Origin of the sequence: Butyricimonas sp. DFI.6.44, from assembly GCF_022132345.1 — a bacterium.
Taxonomy (GTDB): Bacteria; Bacteroidota; Bacteroidia; order Bacteroidales; family Marinifilaceae; genus Butyricimonas; species Butyricimonas muris.
On record NZ_JAKNJD010000004.1, the window covers coordinates 338,616 to 357,454 of the forward strand.

General features: G+C 44.9%; 12 protein-coding genes. 11 read left to right on the forward strand and 1 reads right to left on the reverse strand.

What is annotated here, in order from left to right; translation table 11 throughout:
* Positions 1-58: 58 nt before the first annotated feature.
* From L0M98_RS07865 to L0M98_RS07905, 9 genes are all read left to right on the forward strand, one after another.
* Positions 59-1,387 carry a TlpA family protein disulfide reductase gene (locus L0M98_RS07865; protein WP_227215291.1) on the forward strand — a complete coding sequence of 443 codons (1,329 nt, stop codon included), beginning with the start codon at positions 59-61 and terminating at the stop codon, positions 1,385-1,387.
* Positions 1,388-1,501: 114 nt separating this feature from the next.
* Positions 1,502-2,080 carry an RNA polymerase sigma factor gene (locus L0M98_RS07870; protein ID WP_227215290.1) on the forward strand — a complete coding sequence of 193 codons (579 nt, stop codon included), beginning with the start codon at positions 1,502-1,504 and terminating at the stop codon, positions 2,078-2,080.
* Positions 2,081-2,284: 204 nt separating this feature from the next.
* Entirely contained in the window at positions 2,285-3,463 is a 1,179-nt protein-coding gene (locus tag L0M98_RS07875; RefSeq protein ID WP_227215289.1) for a FecR family protein, read from the forward strand.
* 69 nt (positions 3,464-3,532) lie between these two features.
* Positions 3,533-6,925 (forward strand): SusC/RagA family TonB-linked outer membrane protein, encoded by a 3,393-nt coding sequence (locus L0M98_RS07880; protein ID WP_227215288.1) that lies wholly within the window; start codon positions 3,533-3,535, stop codon positions 6,923-6,925.
* Between the two features lie 11 nt (positions 6,926-6,936).
* Entirely contained in the window at positions 6,937-8,415 is a 1,479-nt protein-coding gene (locus L0M98_RS07885; protein ID WP_227215287.1) for a RagB/SusD family nutrient uptake outer membrane protein, read from the forward strand.
* A 13-nt stretch (positions 8,416-8,428) separates the two neighbouring features.
* The gene (locus L0M98_RS07890) at positions 8,429-9,109 is read left to right on the forward strand and encodes a DUF4843 domain-containing protein (protein WP_227215286.1); all 681 of its coding nucleotides are present in this window, start codon (positions 8,429-8,431) and stop codon (positions 9,107-9,109) included.
* 20 nt (positions 9,110-9,129) lie between these two features.
* Positions 9,130-10,674 (forward strand): PKD-like family lipoprotein, encoded by a 1,545-nt coding sequence (locus L0M98_RS07895; protein WP_227215285.1) that lies wholly within the window; start codon positions 9,130-9,132, stop codon positions 10,672-10,674.
* A gap of 269 nt (positions 10,675-10,943) precedes the next feature.
* Positions 10,944-13,526, forward strand: coding sequence for a zinc-dependent metalloprotease (locus tag L0M98_RS07900; RefSeq protein ID WP_441301363.1), 2,583 nt, complete (start codon positions 10,944-10,946; stop codon positions 13,524-13,526).
* A gap of 17 nt (positions 13,527-13,543) precedes the next feature.
* Positions 13,544-16,162 carry a zinc-dependent metalloprotease gene (locus L0M98_RS07905; RefSeq protein ID WP_227215283.1) on the forward strand — a complete coding sequence of 873 codons (2,619 nt, stop codon included), beginning with the start codon at positions 13,544-13,546 and terminating at the stop codon, positions 16,160-16,162.
* Between the two features lie 67 nt (positions 16,163-16,229).
* On the opposite strand, the gene L0M98_RS07910 is transcribed toward L0M98_RS07905, so the two are convergent.
* Positions 16,230-16,865, reverse strand: coding sequence for a LolA family protein (locus L0M98_RS07910; protein ID WP_227215282.1), 636 nt, complete (start codon positions 16,863-16,865; stop codon positions 16,230-16,232).
* An 87-nt stretch (positions 16,866-16,952) separates the two neighbouring features.
* Between L0M98_RS07910 and L0M98_RS07915 the strand changes: the two genes are divergently transcribed.
* Positions 16,953-17,819, forward strand: a complete 867-nt coding sequence (locus L0M98_RS07915; RefSeq protein WP_099290383.1) for a DMT family transporter — start codon at positions 16,953-16,955, stop codon at positions 17,817-17,819.
* A gap of 90 nt (positions 17,820-17,909) precedes the next feature.
* Positions 17,910-18,692 carry a diadenylate cyclase CdaA gene (gene cdaA, locus L0M98_RS07920; protein WP_099290384.1) on the forward strand — a complete coding sequence of 261 codons (783 nt, stop codon included), beginning with the start codon at positions 17,910-17,912 and terminating at the stop codon, positions 18,690-18,692.
* Positions 18,693-18,839 lie beyond the last annotated feature (147 nt).

Genomic DNA, 18,839 nt, shown 5'->3' on the forward strand with positions numbered 1-18,839 from the left:
AAAGTCAGAATATTTATATGTAGAATGAGTTATATTGTATTCATTTAAAAATTCAATTATGAGAAAATTATTTATCGCGTTATTAATTGCATTCGTGTTTGGTGCTTGTCAAACGAAGAAGGAAGTTGCGGTCGATGTGGTGGTGAAGGACAAGGCTTACGAGGGAGCAGGATTTTATTTATCTAAAATGGATACCGTGTTACAGTTGAATGCGGAAGGGAAAGGGAGTGTTATCTTAACGGTTGACGAACCGCAATATGCCGTTTTCCAGTATAAATGGAAAAATGTACCGGTTTACCTTGAACCGGGGAAAAACTTGTCTGTGACTTGGGACATGACCCCGTCCGGGTTGATGGTGTCCTTTGACGGCGAGGGGGGAGTGAAGAGTAATTTTATTAACGGGAACGAGTTGGATATTCCCAAGATCGGAGATTTCGGTTTGCCCGAGGATGAATTTCTTGCGAAACTGGATCAATACATGGAAGACAATTACAAGGCGTTGGAAAGCAAGGGATTTGATAAAAATTTCGTCGAGAAAGAGAAATACCGTATCCGCTACAACGTGAACGGAATCATGTGGCAATATGCTCGGAGGGGTAATCCTTCGGACGAGTTTTATAACAAGATGAAATCCATGATGGAGGAGCAGGAATGGTTGCTGCAATTGAGTGGTTATACAAATTACATGCAAGGGGTTATAGAAGTTCTTTCCAATCGCGGTGTTGATCTGATGAACGCTCCAGATGAAGAGATCGTGATGAATGAATTGAATTATGTTTTGCAGAATATCAAGAACCCGAAAATTAAAGAATATTTAGTGGGTTCATTTGCCATAGATTATATTGACAGAGAAGGGATCTCCAAAGCCGACGGCGTGAAAAAGATATTTGAGGAAACGGTGACCGATCCACTGATCAAGCAAGCCTTTGCCAAGATATACGAGGAAGGTACCTCTATCACGAAAGGAAATAAAGCCCCGGATTTCAAGTATTTGGATATTAACGGGAAAGAAGTTAAATTGTCAGATTTGAAAGGCAATCTCGTGTATATCGATATTTGGGCTACCTGGTGTGGTCCATGCCGGGAAGAAATTCCTCATTTGCAAAAACTGGAAGAGGCATTCAAGGGAACGAAAGTTCGTTTCGTGAGTATCTCGACAGATAAAGACAAAGCGAAATGGGAAGAAACCGTGAAGGGCGAGAAATTAGGTGGGATACAACTCCACACGGGAGGTGATGAAGCGTTTACGAGTGCTTTCCGCGTGAAAGGGATTCCTCATTTCATCTTGATTGACCCGGAAGGCAGGATTCTTGAAGCGAACATGAGCCGTCCCTCCGAATCGAAGACGGTTGAGTATTTGAGAATGTACGCTGAACCCGAGGAATAGTTTTTCGTGTATTATATATAGTGTGTTAAGGGTATTTCTAGTAAAAAGAAATACCCTTTATTTGTGAAATAAAAATTTAATAATATATTTGTATTACTATTGGAATGGATATACATGGTAAGTGACAGACAGATTATCGAATTACTAAAGGCGGGAAAACGTGAAGGCATGGGAGTCTTGTTTGACCGCTATTATAAACCGTTGGTCGTGTTTGCTGACGGGTTATTGCATGATTTGTCTGCGGCGGAGGATGTTGTCCAAGAACAATTGGTGAAACTATGGGAAGAAGCTCTTTACGAGCGGATACATGAACGGGCATTGAGTACTTTTCTTTTCACTATGGTTAAAAATACTTGTACCAATCAGTTGCTTCGGCGGGGTATAAAGACTGAGCTGCTTGCTTTGCCTCATTATCAGATAGCTCAGGAGGAAGCCCATGAACTTGATCCTGAGGTCATCCGTGTGGTTCGGAAAGCGTTGGATACTTTGCCGGAGAAGACTCGTGGCGTGGTGGAGTGCGTCATGCTGAGGGGACGTATGTATAAAGAAGCGGCGGAGGAATTGGGTGTGTCGGTCAATACTGTGAAAACACTATTAAAAGTTGGGTTAAAAGAATTGCGTATATTATTGAAAGAGCAACGGGAAATGATATTTTTATTTATTTCTCGTTTAAATAAGGTTTTTTCCCGTTAGTATTACAATGTCGGAAAGAAATCACCCAATATTATCATTAATTGCTATAGAACAAGTATTTACATTACAAAAGATATGTGAGATAAATGACTATAAATTTATTTTACATGGGAAAAATGTCATTTTAGTGAAAAAAAAGTATGTTTTTATTCACCCATGAAAGTAAAAATCTTGTTTAACTAATAAATATAAACAAGAAAGTGCATGAAGATGGTTGATGATATATTCCAAGATATTCAGGCTTGCTGGGGTGGAAACGCCACGGATGAGCAGGTGAAGCGGGTGCGGGAATGGATGGAAGCGGGCGTGGAGAATCGGCAGGAATACGAGCGTTTGTCTCGGCTTTATTACCGGTTGGGGTACACGAGGCGTTGGGATGAAATTGATGAACAAACAGAGAGGAGTCGTTTGATGGGGCGTTTGTCAAAGTTGAGAATGCGGCGAATGGGGCGTTACATTTGGAATGGAGTTGCGGTAGCTTGTGTGGTGGTTGGTGTGACGGTTTTCTTGTGGACAAGGGAAACTACTCCGATAAAATTGCCTTCTTTGAATTTGGCGAAGGTGCTGTCCGGTAGTTCCAAGGCGACGTTGGTGCTGGATGACGGACGGATGATCCCGTTGACGGCGGATACTTCTTTTCGGATACAGGTTGCGGGGGCGATGGTGAAAGAAGATCTAGTTGCGGGATTAAAATATGAGATTTCGGATAGTTTGAGAGAAGTGTTGAAGCGTCAGCCCGTGGGGTATAATAAATTGGTTGTTCCTCGTGGTGGGGAATACATCATGACTCTTGCCGACGGTACACGGGTGTGGTTGAATGCTGAAACGGAGATGAAATACCCGGTTGTTTTCGGGAAAGATACGCGGGAGGTTTACGTGAAAGGAGAGGCTTATTTCGAGGTAGCAAAGGATACTGCGTGTCCTTTTATCGTGTACGCTTCGGGTGTGGCAACCCGGGTGTTGGGAACTTCTTTTAACGTGATGGCTTATGAGGGGGAAGAGCGGGTGGAGGTTACTCTTGTGACCGGAAAAGTCGAGGTTGGGAATGTGGATGGTAAATGTTCTTTAGCTTCCGGGTGGCAGGCGGTAGTCGAACAAGGAACGCACCGGATTACCCGAAGGGAAGTAAATGTGGCGGCATATACCTCGTGGCGGAACGGGTTGTTTGATTTCAGGGAAATGACGTTGGAAGAGTTGGTCATGAAGTTGAGTCGTTGGTATGACGTGGATTTCGTTTTCGAGAATGATGATGCACGGGACAAACGTTTCACGGGAGCCGTGAAGAGAAATAACACTCTGGAATTCATGCTTCATTTTATAGAGAAAACTTCAAACGTGTACTTTAAGGTGGATAAAGGAATAATTCGAATTTACGAGAAATAAAAAAAGACCGTCAGGTGTTCGTACCACCTTTCGGTCTGGATCAAGTTTGGTAACTTAAAAAACAAATGTATGAAAAAAAATCCATTAATGGGGTTCGTTTTGTGGAAAAACGAACGCTGGAAATTATTTTTGGTTATGCGATTAGTTATTGTATTTCTGTTTTGTTTCATGTTAGGAGGGTATGCTAACAGCAATGCGCAATATCGTCTGAACGTGAAAATGGGGGAAACGACTTTTGACGAGTTGTTTCAGGAGATTCGTAAGCAAACCGGTTGCATCGTAATGTATAACAGTGATGTGCTGGATAAGAACGCTAAGGTTGAGGCGAATTTTGGGGGAATCGAATTGACCGAGTTGTTGAATAAGGTACTAACCGGCAAGGGATTGACTTTCGAGATCAACAAGGAGTTCGTGATTTTGATGAAAGTCCCACAGAAAACCGAGGAACAGAAGAGAATCACGATCACCGGAATCGTGAAAGATAAACGGGGTGATCGGTTGACTGGGGTTACGGTGTTGGTCAAGGGAACGTCTATCGGGGTGGTGACGGATACGTTGGGAAAATACAAGATCACCCTGCCCGAACGCAAAGATCTCGTGTTGGTGTATTCCTTTATCGGTATGCAGAGCCAGGAGGTGAAGATAACCGACCAAAGGGAGGTAAACGTGGTACTGGAAGAAGAGAAGGTGAACTTGGAGGATGTCGTGGTAACGGGGTATGCCACGGTGAAAAAATCCAGCTTTACCGGTAATTCGGTGAAAGTGAATAAGGAAGATTTATTGAAGGTAGCTTCCAGCAATGTCGTGGATGTTTTGCAGGTGTTCGACCCTTCCTTGCGAATCATGCGTAATAACGAGATGGGGTCAGACCCGAACACATTGCCGGAGTTTTATATCCGCGGGCGTTCCGGTATCGGTGTAATGGAGTTGGATAAAGGTGATGTGTCGAAGTCGGCTTTGTCGAATAACCCGAATGCTCCTGTGTTTATCATGGACGGTTTCGAGGTGACGATCGAGAAAGTGTATGACCTAGACCCGAATCGTATCGAGAGTATCACGATATTGAAAGATGCGGCTGCCACGGCGATGTATGGCTCACGGGGAGCGAACGGGGTGATCGTGATCGAAACAATAGCACCTAAAGCGGGAAGACTGCAAGTGGATTATAGTTTCAACGGGGCGTTGACGGTTCCCGACTTGTCGGACTATAACCTGATGAATGCTTCGGAGAAACTGGAAGCTGAGCGTTTGGCGGGGTTATTCGAGAGCGATGATGTGGATAAATATTATACGCTACAAAGCGAGTATCTCACGAAGTTGAACAACGTGCTGAAAGGTGTGGATACCGATTGGATTTCGCAACCCTTGCGCAACGAGGTTAACCACAAGCATAGCCTCTACGTGGTGGGAGGAAACGAGAATATTCGTTTCGGCGTAGACCTGAGGTATGATAATCAGAACGGGGTGATGAAGGGGTCCGTGAGAAACCGGAAAGGAGCGGGGCTTTCGTTGGATTACCGGATAGGTGGTTTTCAGATCCGGAATTATATCACTTATGATGTGGTGAAGGCGAAAAATTCTCCTTACGGGGTGTTCAGCGATTACACGAAGAAATTGCCGTATGATCCAATGAAGGACGAGAATGGCAATTGGTTGAAATCAACTAAGTTTTGGCATTCCGCCGCACAGAATTATGACAATCCGTTGTATGAAGCTGAATTATTGAAGAGTTTTGACAAGAACGGGTATGACGAGTTGACGAATAATTTTAGTCTGAATTGGTATGGGGATAGCGGTTTGCAGGTGAAGGGACAGTTCTCCGTGACCAAACGGGATTACTGGACGAAAACTTTTGTTGACCCGTTGTCGGCTAAATTCGGTGACGAGAGCGAAACGTTGAGGGGATCGCTGATCGAAACGACCACGAAAGAATTGTCGATGAACTTGAATCTATTGCTTACTTACGTGAAGACAATCGATAAGCATAGTATGAATCTGACTTTGGGATTGAACACGGTGGAGAATAAGCATAGCTATTTCAGTGCTTCCTATCTGGGTTTCCCCTCGGGTACGTTGAACACACCGAGTTACGCGGAACAAATCGTGACGAAACCCGGCGTATCGGACAATCATACCCGTTTGTTCGGTTCGTTCGCCACGTTGAATTACACCTATAATAATGTTTATCTTCTCGATGCCTCTTTTCGTTTGGATGGTTCTTCCGAGTTCGGTACGGACAAAAAATACGCTCCCTTCTATTCTATTGGGGTGGGTATGAACATTCATAATTACGAATTCATGAAGAATCAAAATATCGTGAGCCAGCTACGCCTGACGGCAACTCACGGGCAATTGGGAAAGACGAACTTCCCTCCATATGCAGCCAAACATACTTACAGGATTTCTGATAACTACTATATCACGGGTAACGGGATTTATCTCTATTACATGGGAAATGACAAGTTGAAATGGGAGAAGACGATCTCTAACGAGGTGAAGATGGATTTGGGATTTGTCAATGATGCTATTTTGTTGAAAGCAGCGTGGTATGACAAGAAGACGGTCGACTTGATTACCGACGTGACCTTACCGGCTTCTACCGGGTTTATCGTGTACAAGGATAATTTGGGTGAGGTGAGGAACCGGGGGATAGAACTTGATGTGAAGGCGGTTCTGTACAGGAGTAAAGACGTGTACGTTTCGGTATTCGGTAATTTGGCGCACAATAAGAACAAGATCCTAAAAATTTCCGAGTCGCTGAAAGCCTATAATGATCGGGTAGACCAGAAATATGAAGGGTATGACGAGAGTGTATTCAGCCAACAAGATCCGCAGTATAGTAAACCGTTTATGAAATACGTGGAGGGTGGTTCTTTGACTTCTATTTTCGGGATGAAGTCTTTCGGCATCAACCCGAGTGACGGGCAGGAACTTTACGTGAAACGGGATGGGACGGTGACTTCGGAATGGGAGTCGCGGGAACAAGTGATTCTTGGTGACACGGAGGCGGATGCGCAGGGGGCTTTCGGGCTGAATGTACAATATAAATCGTTCTCTTTATTTACCTCTTTTCTCTACGAATTCGGGGGACAGGCATACAATTCCACACTAGTGGAGAAAGTGGAAAATGTGGATATTTACAATATGAATGCAGACAAACGCGTGTTGACCGAGCGTTGGCAGAAGCCGGGAGATGTGACTCGTCTGAAGGCGATTCAGGATCGTGCGTTGACTACTCGTCCAACTTCCCGTTTCGTGCAAAACTATAACGTGTTGAACTTTAATTCACTGACAGTACAATATGATTTCAACACGTCGCTGGTTAGCAAGATCGGGCTTAGTATGTTACGTTTGTCATTCAACATGAAGGATATTGCTAACTTTTCCAGCGTGAAACAGGAGCGTGGATTGAGTTATCCCTACGCGAGGACGTTTAACTTTACCTTAAATGCAAGTTTTTAAAACAGGTGATTATGAAAAAAGTAAGTTATATATTATGGACATTACTGTTGGCAGCGTTATTGTCGGGCTGTAACAAGTGGTTGGATATCGAGCCGGAAAATCAAGCAAATGATAATAAAGTCTTCAAGGATTACGTGGGATTTCGCAATGCTTTGAACGGGATATACGAGATGTTGTCACAGCAGGAATTGTACGGGCGGGAGATGACATGGGGTTTCGTGAGTGCTTTGGCTCAGACGTATGACGACACGGATTTGCAGAAGTCTTATCCGGGATTGGAAACTTATAACTATGGAATGGAAAAGAACAAGTCTGTGATTTCCACGATATGGTCGAAAAGTTATAATGCGATTGCGAATTGTAACAAGCTGATCGCGGAGATCGAACCGAAAGATTCCACTTTTTTCCCAAACGGGAGGATTGAAAAAAACATGATTCTCGGGGAAGCTCTGGCATTACGTGGATTCCTTCATTTCGATATGTTACGATTGTTTGCACCCGCACCTTCTACCGGGGATGATGGGGCGTATATCCCTTATTTCAAGGTATATCCATCGAAGTACGAGGAAAAGAAGAAAACAAGCGAAATATTGGCATTGGCGGAGGCTGATCTGAAACAAGCCCAACACTTGGTGGCGGAACTTGACACGCTGAAGAATGCGCTTGCCATGAGGGGAACGGTACGGTTCAGTCTTTCCACTTCTGCTAGTATTGTAGACCGGTTCTTCGGGTATCGGGGATGCCGTATGAATTATCTTGCGGTGACGGGAGTGTTGGCTCGCCTTTATATGTATGGCGGGAAAACGACGGATGCGATTCGGGAAGCCTCTATTGTCTACCGTTTTGCCACGCAAAAGAGTTTTGTTGCGTTCACGGATAGCTGGTATTTCTTCGCCCCGTACACGTACACGAAGTCTTGGGATGACATTCTTTTCGCGTTCCACGATCCTGAATTGATTGATAAGGTAGCAAAGTTCCGTTTGGGTGTGGGGCCCAAGATGTTGTTGAAAGGGGTGGATGCCATGTACGATGACAGGCAGGATGGCGACGATTATCGCAAGGGATTGATCGTGAGTGGTGACGGGGGACAGATCTCGCAAAAATGGCTCGATGTGGGTGTGATAGCCGATTATGCCCGGCAGTATCCGTTGATCCCGGTGATACGGTTGAGCGAAATGTGTTATATTTTAAGTGAAGCGTATTTGGAAAATAACGATAAAACGAATGCCATCTCCATGTTGAATTACGTGAGGGGCAAGCGGGGTGCCAAACGGCAGATTGCTGCGGACGTGAACGAGGAGAACAGTGAGGCTTTCAAGGCTAGAATCCGGACGGATTTGATGTGGGAGGGAATGAAAGAATACTTGACCGAGGGACAAACTTTCTTTATGTTCAAGCGGATGAACAGCCCGATATTGAACGGTGCGCAAGTGATCGAGATGGGAGGGAAATTTGTACTCCCGTTGCCGGAGAATGAAGATATACATTAAAATCATGAGGAATATGAAAAATATTATACTATACCTGAGCATACTTTTCTTTTTCACAGCTTGTGATCGGGAGGATATTCCGACTTATGAAGCGGAGAACTATGTGCAATTCGTGTCGGCTTACTCCGATTCGGTAGAGATCTCTTTCTTTTTTTACCCGGGACAATTGAGTTTGGATATTCCTTTGGAACTTAAATTGTTGGGGCAGTTGCTGCCAGAAGAATCCGATTTCAGGATAGAGGTCGTGAAAGAAGCGACTACTGCCGCTCCGGAGTACTATACTTTGCCAGAAAACCTAGTGTTTGTTAAAAACAGCGTGTATGATGAGAAAAAGTTAGTCATACATCATCCCGGGGATCAGAATCTGCGTTTGGTGGTGGAAATCAAGGGCGGAAGTCGTTTGCTTCCGGGACAGACGATCTACACGAGGAAAGTGATTCGTTTTTCCAACGAGGTATCTCGTCCGAAATGGTGGGATCAGGCAGTGGAAGAATCTTTCCTAGGTCCGTATACAAGGACTAAATTCGAGAAACTGATAGAGGTGACCGGTGTGGGGGATTGGACGGATCTTACGGCAGACCAGCGGTTGTCACAAGCTCGTAAATTGTTATATCATTTGCGGGAAATGGAAACGGCGGGAACACCCGTGAAGGACGAAAACCAGTTGAATATGACCGTCACTGTGATGGGATAGTAACTTAAAATAGCAATGCGATGAAAAAGATATATATATTTATAGTGCTGTTGACGATGGTGGGATTGTATTCTTGCCTGGACGATAAAGGTAATTACGATTACAAGGAATCACGTAAGATCACGATTTCCCTACCAACCCAAACAGTGTACCTGGGTGATGAGGTGACGTTTTCCCCGGCCATTCGTTACGAGGAAGGTGCCGATACGCTGGATTATTCTTTTGAATGGAAGTTGGACAAAAAGACCGTGTCGCAAGAGAGAGAGTTGAAGGTGATAGCGGAGAAGATCGGGGGGAGTAAGTTTCAGCTTATCGTGACGGATGATCGCAGCGGCGAAACATACACGCAGATTACCACAATGACCGTCAATTCTCGGTTCCGATCGGGATTTGCCGTGTTGTACGAGAAGAACGGCAAATCGTGTATCGCGCATATAAATCACAAAGAACCGGTGGATGCCGACACGGAATTTACCACGTATTACGAGTTGTACAAGGAAATGAACGGGGAAGACCTTGGCGAGAAACCCGTGAAGATGATAGAACATTTTTATTTCGGAGGTTCTCCCGGTGAGATTCTGGTTATCCAGCGTGGAGGACAGGGAACGGTGGAAATCGACGGGAATAGCATGAAGAAAGCCATGTTGACTCGGGACGAGTTTCTTGACGGCAAAGCTCCTGAAAATTTGGACGTGAAGACGGTTTCCTACCCGCAGTACACGAACGTGTTGTTGAATGGTGACGGGAAAATTTACACCCGCTTTTTCCGGGATCCTAATAAAACGGGATTCCACTCGGCGGCTTATAATAGCGATCCGGTAGTATTGCCCGGGAAGCCGGACTACAAGATTGCGGCGATTATCGAATCGGCATGGCAATACGCCAAACATATATTGCTATATGACGAACTGAACGGTAGGATGATTCACTTGCACTGTAATTATTACAACAACACGGAAGATTATAACGTGCTATGGAGTGAGTCAGACTACCCGAAAGGTTTCGTGCCCTTGCACGACATGGGTGACATGAAACTGGTGTACGGTTCATCGTTCAGCAACCAGTATCAAGGAAGTTGCCAGCATATGTTGCTGTTGAAAAATGATGCGGGCGACTATGTTTACCAAACTTTCACGGTTCCTTCCCCGATTTATCCGGAGGATAGGGGAAAAGTAACCATCAGTTCTAGTGACGGTGTTTTCGGTTTCACGGGAGGGCAATACATCACGGAAAAGAGTAAATTTTGGTTATTGAAGAGTTACGCCGGGCGTTATTTGTTTTTCACGGGAGGTGCTAATAATGATAAACTTTATTACCATGACCGTAGTACCGGGGCGGTAAAGGTGTACGCCGATTTTGAAGGTCGTCCGATAGCAGCCCTCCATCCGATAAAAAATAATCAGCAGATGGGATTGGGCATGGAAGATGGGGAGTTTCTATTGTATGACGTGACGGACGCCACGTTCATATCCGGACAGCCTAAATTGATTAAAAGTATTACCGGATTCGGTGACCGTATCGTGGATGTGATCTATCGTTACGGTGCTAGCAGTTGGGATATGTAAAATAATGGAAAACTTACTAATTTTAGATTTAGAGATTTTAAATTGAATGATTGGACTACCCCCTCTAACTCCTCCTTGCGCAGGGGGAGGAGAAGTTAGTCTTTGTCTTCAGGAATCCTTGTGTTATGCCTCTTCCCCTGTGTAAGGGGGAGTCGGAGGGGCTGTCTAATCTGAAATTTGAAATCGGTAAGTTTCCCATTTTCAATTGTTTTGTATTGTAAAGAACTAAAATGAAGTGTATGAGAAGAAAATTATTTTTCTGTGTGATTATGATGTTGCTTGTGCCCTTGACGATGATGGCAAGAAAGAAAAAGACAACATCCGAGAATAAAGAAGTTAAAAAAGAAACGACTTACGAGAAGTTGCTAAAAGGCAAGGTGTGCGAGACGAAAGAGGGGATGATTACCTTGCACAAGATTGATGGAAAGGTGTATTTTGAGGTCCCTTTGTCGCTATTGGGAAAAGAGATGCTTATCGGGTCCACGATAACTGCTATTACTGATAATAATTTCGGTAGCGTGGGAGAGAAGCCCAAGAACCCGTTGCATGTGACCTTCACGAAAACGGATTCCGTCGTTAGTCTGTGCGAGTTGTCTGCGGGGTATTATACGCCGGATGCGAAGATTGCTAAACGCTTGGAGGAAAGCCATCGCCCGGCTATCATACAGGTATTTCCGGTGAAGGCGTACTCGGCGGATAGTAGCGCCGTGGTGATCGACATGACGGATTATCTGCTTAGCGACGAGGAACGGTTGAATCCATTTTCCTATTGGGCACCTGCGACAGCTTATCCCCGGCAGCTGCAAAAAGTATTTCAGAAGAATAATTCACAGATCGAGGGAATGAAGGCTTTTGATGACAATATAAGCGTGCAGTCGGCATTGACCTATACGGTGTCGGTAAAAGATCAGGTACGATATTATTATAATCAAATGCCTTTTACTGTTGTGATGACTCGGAGTTTTATTTTATTGCCAGAGGAAAAGATGCGTCCTCGTTTGGCCGATCCCCGGATTTCGATTTTCTATCAGGAGAAAATGGAGTTTGACACCCGGAACCGGGGAATGGAGGGGCGTTATTATGCGCAGAGATGGCGTTTGGAACCAGCAGATGAGGAGGCTTATCGGCAAGGGAAACTCGTGGATGTGAAAGAGCCGATCGTTTTTTACGTGGACGACGCCTTTCCCGAGAACTGGAAACAAGCGATAAAAGAAGGGGTGGAAGTGTGGCAGGATGCTTTCGAGAAGATCGGTTTGAAAAACGCTATCGTGGCAAAAGATTTCCCGAAAGATGAACCGGGCTTTGATCCCGACAATCTGAAATATTCCTGCATCCGTTATTCCCCCTCGTGGATAGCGAACGCAATGGGACCCTCATGGACAGACCCTAGAACCGGGGAGATTATCAACGCTTCCGTGTATCTGTATCATAACCTCGTGAAATTGGTGCAGGATTGGCGTTTTATTCATACGGCAGCGGCAGATCCGGACGTCCGACGTAAAGTGCTTGATCCGGAAACATTGCACGATTGCATCCGGTACGTTGTTTCGCACGAGGTAGGGCATTGCCTGAGTTTCATGCACAATATGTCGGCATCGGCGGCGATCCCGGTTGATTCGCTGCGTTCCCCTTCTTTTACGCGAGAGTACGGGACTACTTATTCTATCATGGACTATGCCCGTAACAATTATGTGGCTCAACCCGGTGACAAGGAGCGGGGTGTACGTCTGACTCCGCCTCGCCTCGGGGTGTACGATTATTACACGATAAAGTGGTTGTACAGCCCGCTTTTGGATGCACGGTCTTCGGAAGAGGAAGTGCCCACGCTTGATCGTTGGATCAGCGAGAAAGCAGGTGACCCGGTTTATCGTTACGGGATGCAGCAATTCAGCGGGCGACTGGACCCGAGTTCGTTCGAGGAAGATTTGGGGGATGATGCCATGAAAGCGGCAACATACGGAATAAAAAATCTGAAATACATTTTGGCAAACCTGAATGAATGGGTGGCGGCGGAAGATAAGGATTATTCGTTTCGTCAAAATATATACAACGAATTGATATACCAGTATTTTCGCTATCTGAATCACGTCATATACAATATTGGCGGTATATATATCAATCAACGTTATGACGGTGATCCCCTGCCGTTTTACGAACCTGTTTCCCGGGATAAGCAGGAAAGGGCATTACGTTTTATGTTGGCACAACTGAAGGATATGGATTGGCTGGATGCTCCGGGAATGCAAAAGACTTTACCCTTGATGAAAAACATCTCGGGTGATCTGGAAGATGCTATATTTCAAGGCGTGATGTCACGAGTCGGCGCTTTATTCCTGTGTATGGAGAAAACAGATCGGGATCATTATACTCCCGGAATGTACATGAATCAGATATTTGATTTTGTTTTTGCGCCGACAAGACAGGGAAAATCCTTGACAGGAACGGATATGCGTTTGCAAACCAAGTACCTGTCCCATCTGATTACGGGTTCTAAAGTTACCATCAAAGGTATGGGGGGACAGTCCATGGCATTTGCGAACGGTCTGGCTTTGGAAGTACCCGAGTATATGAAAGAGAAAAGTCGGGAGGTATATGGTATCTTGCCGGAGAGTAGTGTGGGAATCTTCACCAATCGGGAGATGTTTGGGGAAATTCCGTTGCCGGAAAAAACTCAAGGATTCGGGTCGGCTTACACAACGGGACCTATGCAGGCTTCCATGGAGGCAATTTATTTCGATATACTGAAGAAAGCCCGTGCTTTGCTGAAAAGCAAAATGAACACGGGGGCGGAAGAAACCCGTGTGCATTATAAATTGTTGATTCATAAACTGGATCAGGCTTTGGAATCATAAATTTTAAGTTGTATAGCATGAGAAAAATAGCTTATATATTGTGCTTGCTGCCTATTCTTGTGGGGGGGATGGAGGAGCTTTATGCGGGGGAACGAAAGAAAAAAGAAAAGGTACAGGTGAAAGAAGAAGTAAAGTCCGAATATCAAAAATTCTTCGAGAATAAAGGTGCGGAAACGGTGGAGGGATTGATGGTTGTTCATAAAATGAATGGCAAAGTGTACGTGGAATTTCCGCTTCGCCTCTTGAACCGAGAGATGTTGTTGGCATCGTCTATTGCGGACATCAGCGATAACGGGGAGGGGGTAGTCGGGCAGTTTGCGGCAGCCCCCCAGACCGTGGTGTTTACCCGTAACGGGGACGTGATAAATGCCCGGATGATTAAAGTAGCGAAAGTGGAGAATCTGCAAGAGTGGGAGCCCGTAAAGAAAGCAATTGAACAATCTGCTATGCCGGGTATCACGCATAGTTTTAAAATAGAGGTTTTTACACCGGATAGTAGTGCTGTTGTCTTGGACATGACCCCGTTCTTTATGGAGCATACCGTGTACACGAATCCTTTTTCTTCCTATGCGGCAAACTCGAAATGGGGTTTTGTTTACCGTGATCATAAATATCGCCCGGAGAGGGGAATGGTGCGGGGAGTCAAGGCAAATAACAATAGTATTGCTGTTACCTGTCAATTGGGGTATGACGTGGATTATATTATCATCGGGATGTTCTTGGGCTCCCGGGATCTGAAGGTTTCTGCCACGATTGATAAGATGTTATTTCTGTTGCCGGAAGAACCGATGATGCCTCGTCTGGCTGATTCCCGCGTGGGGGTAAGTTTTATACCAAGGGAAAGTTTTGAAGACGGGCAGCAAGGATTACAGCCGTTGTACCTGACTAAGCGTTGGCGTCTGGAACCGGATGACAGGAACAAGTACGCTAAAGGCGAACTCGTTTCCCCAAAGAAACCGATCGTGTTTTATATCGATTCACTTATGCCAGATAAATGGAAAAAATATATTCGGGAAGGTGTGGAAGAATGGAATAAGGCTTTCGAACGGATTGGGTTTAGAAATGCCGTTCAAGCGAAAGAATTTCCGAAAGATTCAGCCTTCGATGCGCTGGATATAAATCATTCCGTGATTCGATATGCACCCACTTCTTCATGGATGTATAGTCCGCAGAATTCCATGCATATCGATATACGCACGGGGGAGATATTGAATGCCTCTATTTATATGCACCACAATATATTAAGTACTTTTTACAGGCTTCGAGTCATTGCCACGATGGCAACCGATCCCGAAGTACGGTCAAAGGAACTGCCCGCTCATGTTATGGGAGAGATGATCCGGAATTACATCACCCGAGAAGTGGGTGTTTGTCTGGGGTTAGCCAATAATTATAAAGCATCGTCGGCCTACCCGGTGGATTCTTTGCGTTCGGCATCGTTTACCCGGAAACACGGGTTAAGCCCTTCGGTTATGGATGATGTGCCGTGTAATTATATCGCCCAGCCGGCTGACGTGCGTGATGGAGTGTGTCTGACTCAAAAAGGGATTGGCGAATATGATTATTTCTTGATTAAATGGTTATATCAGCCGATCATGGATGCCAAAACATCACGGGACGAATGTGCGACTTTGGATCGCTGGGTGAAAGAATCTCGTGAGAATCCTTATTGCCGCTTCGGGCGTGCCCCGTTTGTCATTGCGGACGTTGATCCCGGCATTCTTCAAGGAGATTTGGGGGATGATCAGGTGAAAGCCATGAAGTATAAGATAGCGAATCTGAAAATCGCTTACGCTAATTTCGACAAATGGTTCGCGGAAGATGACAGGAATCTTGATTTGCGTAGTTATCTGTACAACTTGTTGTCCGTTAGTCTTTCTGGGCAAGGCTTGAAGAGTTTGGGTGCGTATATCGGGGGATTTTACGTGAACGAGGCGATGGCAGACGAGAACCTTCCCGCCTATAGGGTTGTGCCTAAGGCTAAACAGCAGGAAGTGATCCGTTTCTTGTTGGAGCAGGCGAAAGACTTGTCATGGATAGAGCGAAAGGATTTTATACGTCAGATTCCGATGCGGTCGCCACAAGTGAATGAGGTGCGGGTTGATATCATAAATACATTATTCTCCCGGCTTAATATGGTTGCCTTGAGCGCAGAAAAGTCGAAAGAAGGCTATCGCCCGGAAGAATACATGGATGAGTTGTATAAGATCGTGTGGGAAGGAACACTGAAAAAACGCCCGTTGGATAAGATGGAGCGTGATTTGCAGATAGTGTTCCTTGCTTCGGTGATGGCGACTTCAACGGTGGCGGATGCACCCTCCGTGCTTGATCCGTCAGCAAAAGCAGGGGCGCTGGTGGCTATCGACGGGGAAAGATTGAACCGTATGTTGGACGAAAGGAAAGAGATTATGTCCCCGGGGGCTTTCGATAAAGATGGGGCGCAAGCTCCCGTGGAGGGCTTTTATGCGCAATATGGTTTTACTGCCAAACCTTATCCACAGGGACATCTGTTCTATCGAATGTTATTGAAAATAGAAACTTTATTGAAAGAATCCGTGGTTTCCAGTTCCGGGGATACCCGCTTGCATTATGAGTACTTGCTCTACAAGATTAAAAGCTCAAAGAAATTCCGATAATGTGTATTTATTTCGTGTTTTAGAGTAAAAAGAGCTGGCAGATATTTGCCAGCTCTTTTTTACTATTTTATCGCAAGTCAATTACTTCTACTTCTGGGTGGGCTTCCTTATCGAATCGGAAGAATTTCACGTCAAGCTCCATGTCCGGTTTTTTCAAGCTCTTTATCGTGATGATTACATCGTTGCCGTCTTTCCCGAAGGAGGTAACCTTTTCCACCATATTCGTTTTGGTGTTGATCCATACGCCTATTTTGGTAATCTGTTTGTGTTCCTTTTTCGGGGTTAATTCGATATAGGCTGTTCCGTCTTTCTCCTCGACGAGTTTCTGGTTGAATTTCTGGTTGTGAATGTCGAAAAGGATAGAGGGATTCAACATTTCTTCCTCGTTATCATCGGGGTTTTTGATGTTTACTTCTTCCTGTTCCGGCATATAAGTGTAGATCACTTCTCCGTCAAAATAATTGATCACGTCCATGACATCAATCCGGTACATTTTGTCCTTCATGTACGCCTTCCCGTGATGCGTTTCCTTGATATCTTCCTCTTTATTGATCATCGAGAGGTCGAAAACGACTTCCACTGCGGGGTATGACTTGATGTGTTCTACTGTCTTGTCGAGAATCGTTTTCGCTTTCCCGTCTGTCTGTGCGGACGCGTATATGCCGGAGAGGGCAAGGAGCATAAGTGTTAATATGTACTTCATACTATTCATATTTTCGTGTGTTATTAATTGTCTCGCGAATATATAGAAAAAAATGCTACCTTCGTGCCGCTTTTTGAAAAACAGGAGATGGATAAGATAAAAGGGATCATATTCGCGGCATTATCTGCGGCTACTTTCGGCTTAATTCCGTTGTACGCCAATCAGGCGATAATCGACGGGGTGAACAATGAAACTATATTGGTGTATCGCTACGGGATAGCGGGTATAATCTATGCTATTTATTTACTTCTCCGGCGTGTGAACATGAGATTGTCCCGCGCAGAGATAAAAGAGGTTATTCTGGCGGGAGTCGGAGGTTACGGGATAACGGCATTTTTTCTGATGTGGTCTTATCATTATATGCCCACGGGAGTGGCGACAGCGATACATTTCTTTTATCCCGTGGTAGTGGCTATCCTTATGATGATCTTTTACAAGGAGCGACTTTCTCTCGAGGTGAGAGCGGGTATCGTGTTGGCGATATGCGGAGTCTATCTTTTATCGTGGGCGCCGGGAGAGGTGAAGTGGTGGGGATTGTTTTTCGTCCTTATGTCCACGGTAACATACGGTTGTTACATCACGGCGTTGAACCGTCCCGTGCTCAAGGCAATTAATCCGGACGTGTTGACTTGCTACGTGTTATTATTCACGGCTATTTTTTACGTGGCGGTGGCTCTTCCGCAGGGGAAGCTTGAGTTTGTGACTCGCCCTCGTTTTTTGTTGGACATGGCACAGTTGGCAATATTCAGCACGATCGTATCCGCCCGTCTACTTGTTGCCGCGGTGAAGCTGATCGGCTCTGTTCCCAGTTCCGTGCTTGGAACTTTGGAACCGATTACGGCGATAGTCGTGGGGGTGATTTATTTCAAAGAAGAATTAACTTACGTGAATTATATCGGCTTGTTTATCGTGATTGCTGCCGTCCTTGTTGTTGTCTGTCGGATGAAAAAGTGAGAACAGGAGAAACTTTATGAACTCGAGTGATGGTTTCTTTCGTATTTTGGTTAAATTTGCCGATGAAATTGACTTTTTAAGAATATAGATATGTTTTTTCATCTGAGCTTATCTGACATAGCCGATATATTACTGGTCGCTTTTATATTTTATCAGGTATATAAACTGGTGAAAGGTACTGTCGCTATAAATATATTTGCCGGAATTTTTACATTTTACGTGGCTTGGTTACTGGTAAAGGCCTTGAACATGGAATTAATGTCCGATATTTTGGGACAATTCATCGGGATGGGAGTGATCGCCTTGCTTATCGTGTTTCAGCAAGAAGTGCGGCGTTTCCTGCTTTTGATAGGTAGTAAGTATAATTTGCAGAATATATTTAATTTCGAAAGACTCTTTTCCAAACCTTCGATCAAGGACGAGGTGGCGGAGGCTATTGTACGGGCTTGTGACTATTTCGCGAAGACCAAAACCGGAGCATTGATCGTGTTATCCCAAAATTCGGAGTTATTTAATTATGCCCAGACAGGGGTATTGCTTCGTTCTATCGTGACGGAGGAATTGCTTGAAAACATCTTCTTTAAAAACTCCCCGTTGCATGATGGGGCTGTTATCATTGCCGATAATAAAATACTTGCCGCGAGATGTATTCTTCCCGTGTCTGATAATAATAATATCCCGGGTAGCTTGGGGCTGCGTCATCGTGCCGCTATCGGGATGAGTGCCGCCACGGATGCCCATATCGTGGTGGTCAGCGAGGAAACGGGAAATATTACATTCGTTAAAGACGGGCATTTTAAAGTCCGAATAACTCCACAGGAGTTAAATAGCTTCCTGCATAATGATTTCACGGGATTTGTCGTGAATAAATGACTTTTTCACGGGGGATATCCGGTGTAGTTCCGTTAATCATCTCGATCATTAACCTGTCACGTTCCTAACATGGTCGTTTCAAAGACGCCCGTGAACGTCTTTGAAACGTCTTTGTATCGAAGGTGAAACGTCTTTGATCCCTTATTA

What these genes read in the sequence shown, in the direction of transcription:
- L0M98_RS07865 (WP_227215291.1), top strand. Translation starts at nt 59, where the DNA reads ATGAGAAAATTATTTATCGCGTTATTAATTGCATTCGTGTTTGGTGCT.
- L0M98_RS07870 (WP_227215290.1), top strand. Translation starts at nt 1,502, where the DNA reads ATGGTAAGTGACAGACAGATTATCGAATTACTAAAGGCGGGAAAACGT.
- L0M98_RS07875 (WP_227215289.1), top strand. Translation starts at nt 2,285, where the DNA reads ATGAAGATGGTTGATGATATATTCCAAGATATTCAGGCTTGCTGGGGT.
- L0M98_RS07880 (WP_227215288.1), top strand. Translation starts at nt 3,533, where the DNA reads ATGAAAAAAAATCCATTAATGGGGTTCGTTTTGTGGAAAAACGAACGC.
- L0M98_RS07885 (WP_227215287.1), top strand. Translation starts at nt 6,937, where the DNA reads ATGAAAAAAGTAAGTTATATATTATGGACATTACTGTTGGCAGCGTTA.
- L0M98_RS07890 (WP_227215286.1), top strand. Translation starts at nt 8,429, where the DNA reads ATGAAAAATATTATACTATACCTGAGCATACTTTTCTTTTTCACAGCT.
- L0M98_RS07895 (WP_227215285.1), top strand. Translation starts at nt 9,130, where the DNA reads ATGAAAAAGATATATATATTTATAGTGCTGTTGACGATGGTGGGATTG.
- L0M98_RS07900 (WP_441301363.1), top strand. Translation starts at nt 10,944, where the DNA reads ATGATGTTGCTTGTGCCCTTGACGATGATGGCAAGAAAGAAAAAGACA.
- L0M98_RS07905 (WP_227215283.1), top strand. Translation starts at nt 13,544, where the DNA reads ATGAGAAAAATAGCTTATATATTGTGCTTGCTGCCTATTCTTGTGGGG.
- L0M98_RS07910 (WP_227215282.1), bottom strand. Translation starts at nt 16,865, where the DNA reads ATGAAGTACATATTAACACTTATGCTCCTTGCCCTCTCCGGCATATAC.
- L0M98_RS07915 (WP_099290383.1), top strand. Translation starts at nt 16,953, where the DNA reads ATGGATAAGATAAAAGGGATCATATTCGCGGCATTATCTGCGGCTACT.
- cdaA (WP_099290384.1), top strand. Translation starts at nt 17,910, where the DNA reads ATGTTTTTTCATCTGAGCTTATCTGACATAGCCGATATATTACTGGTC.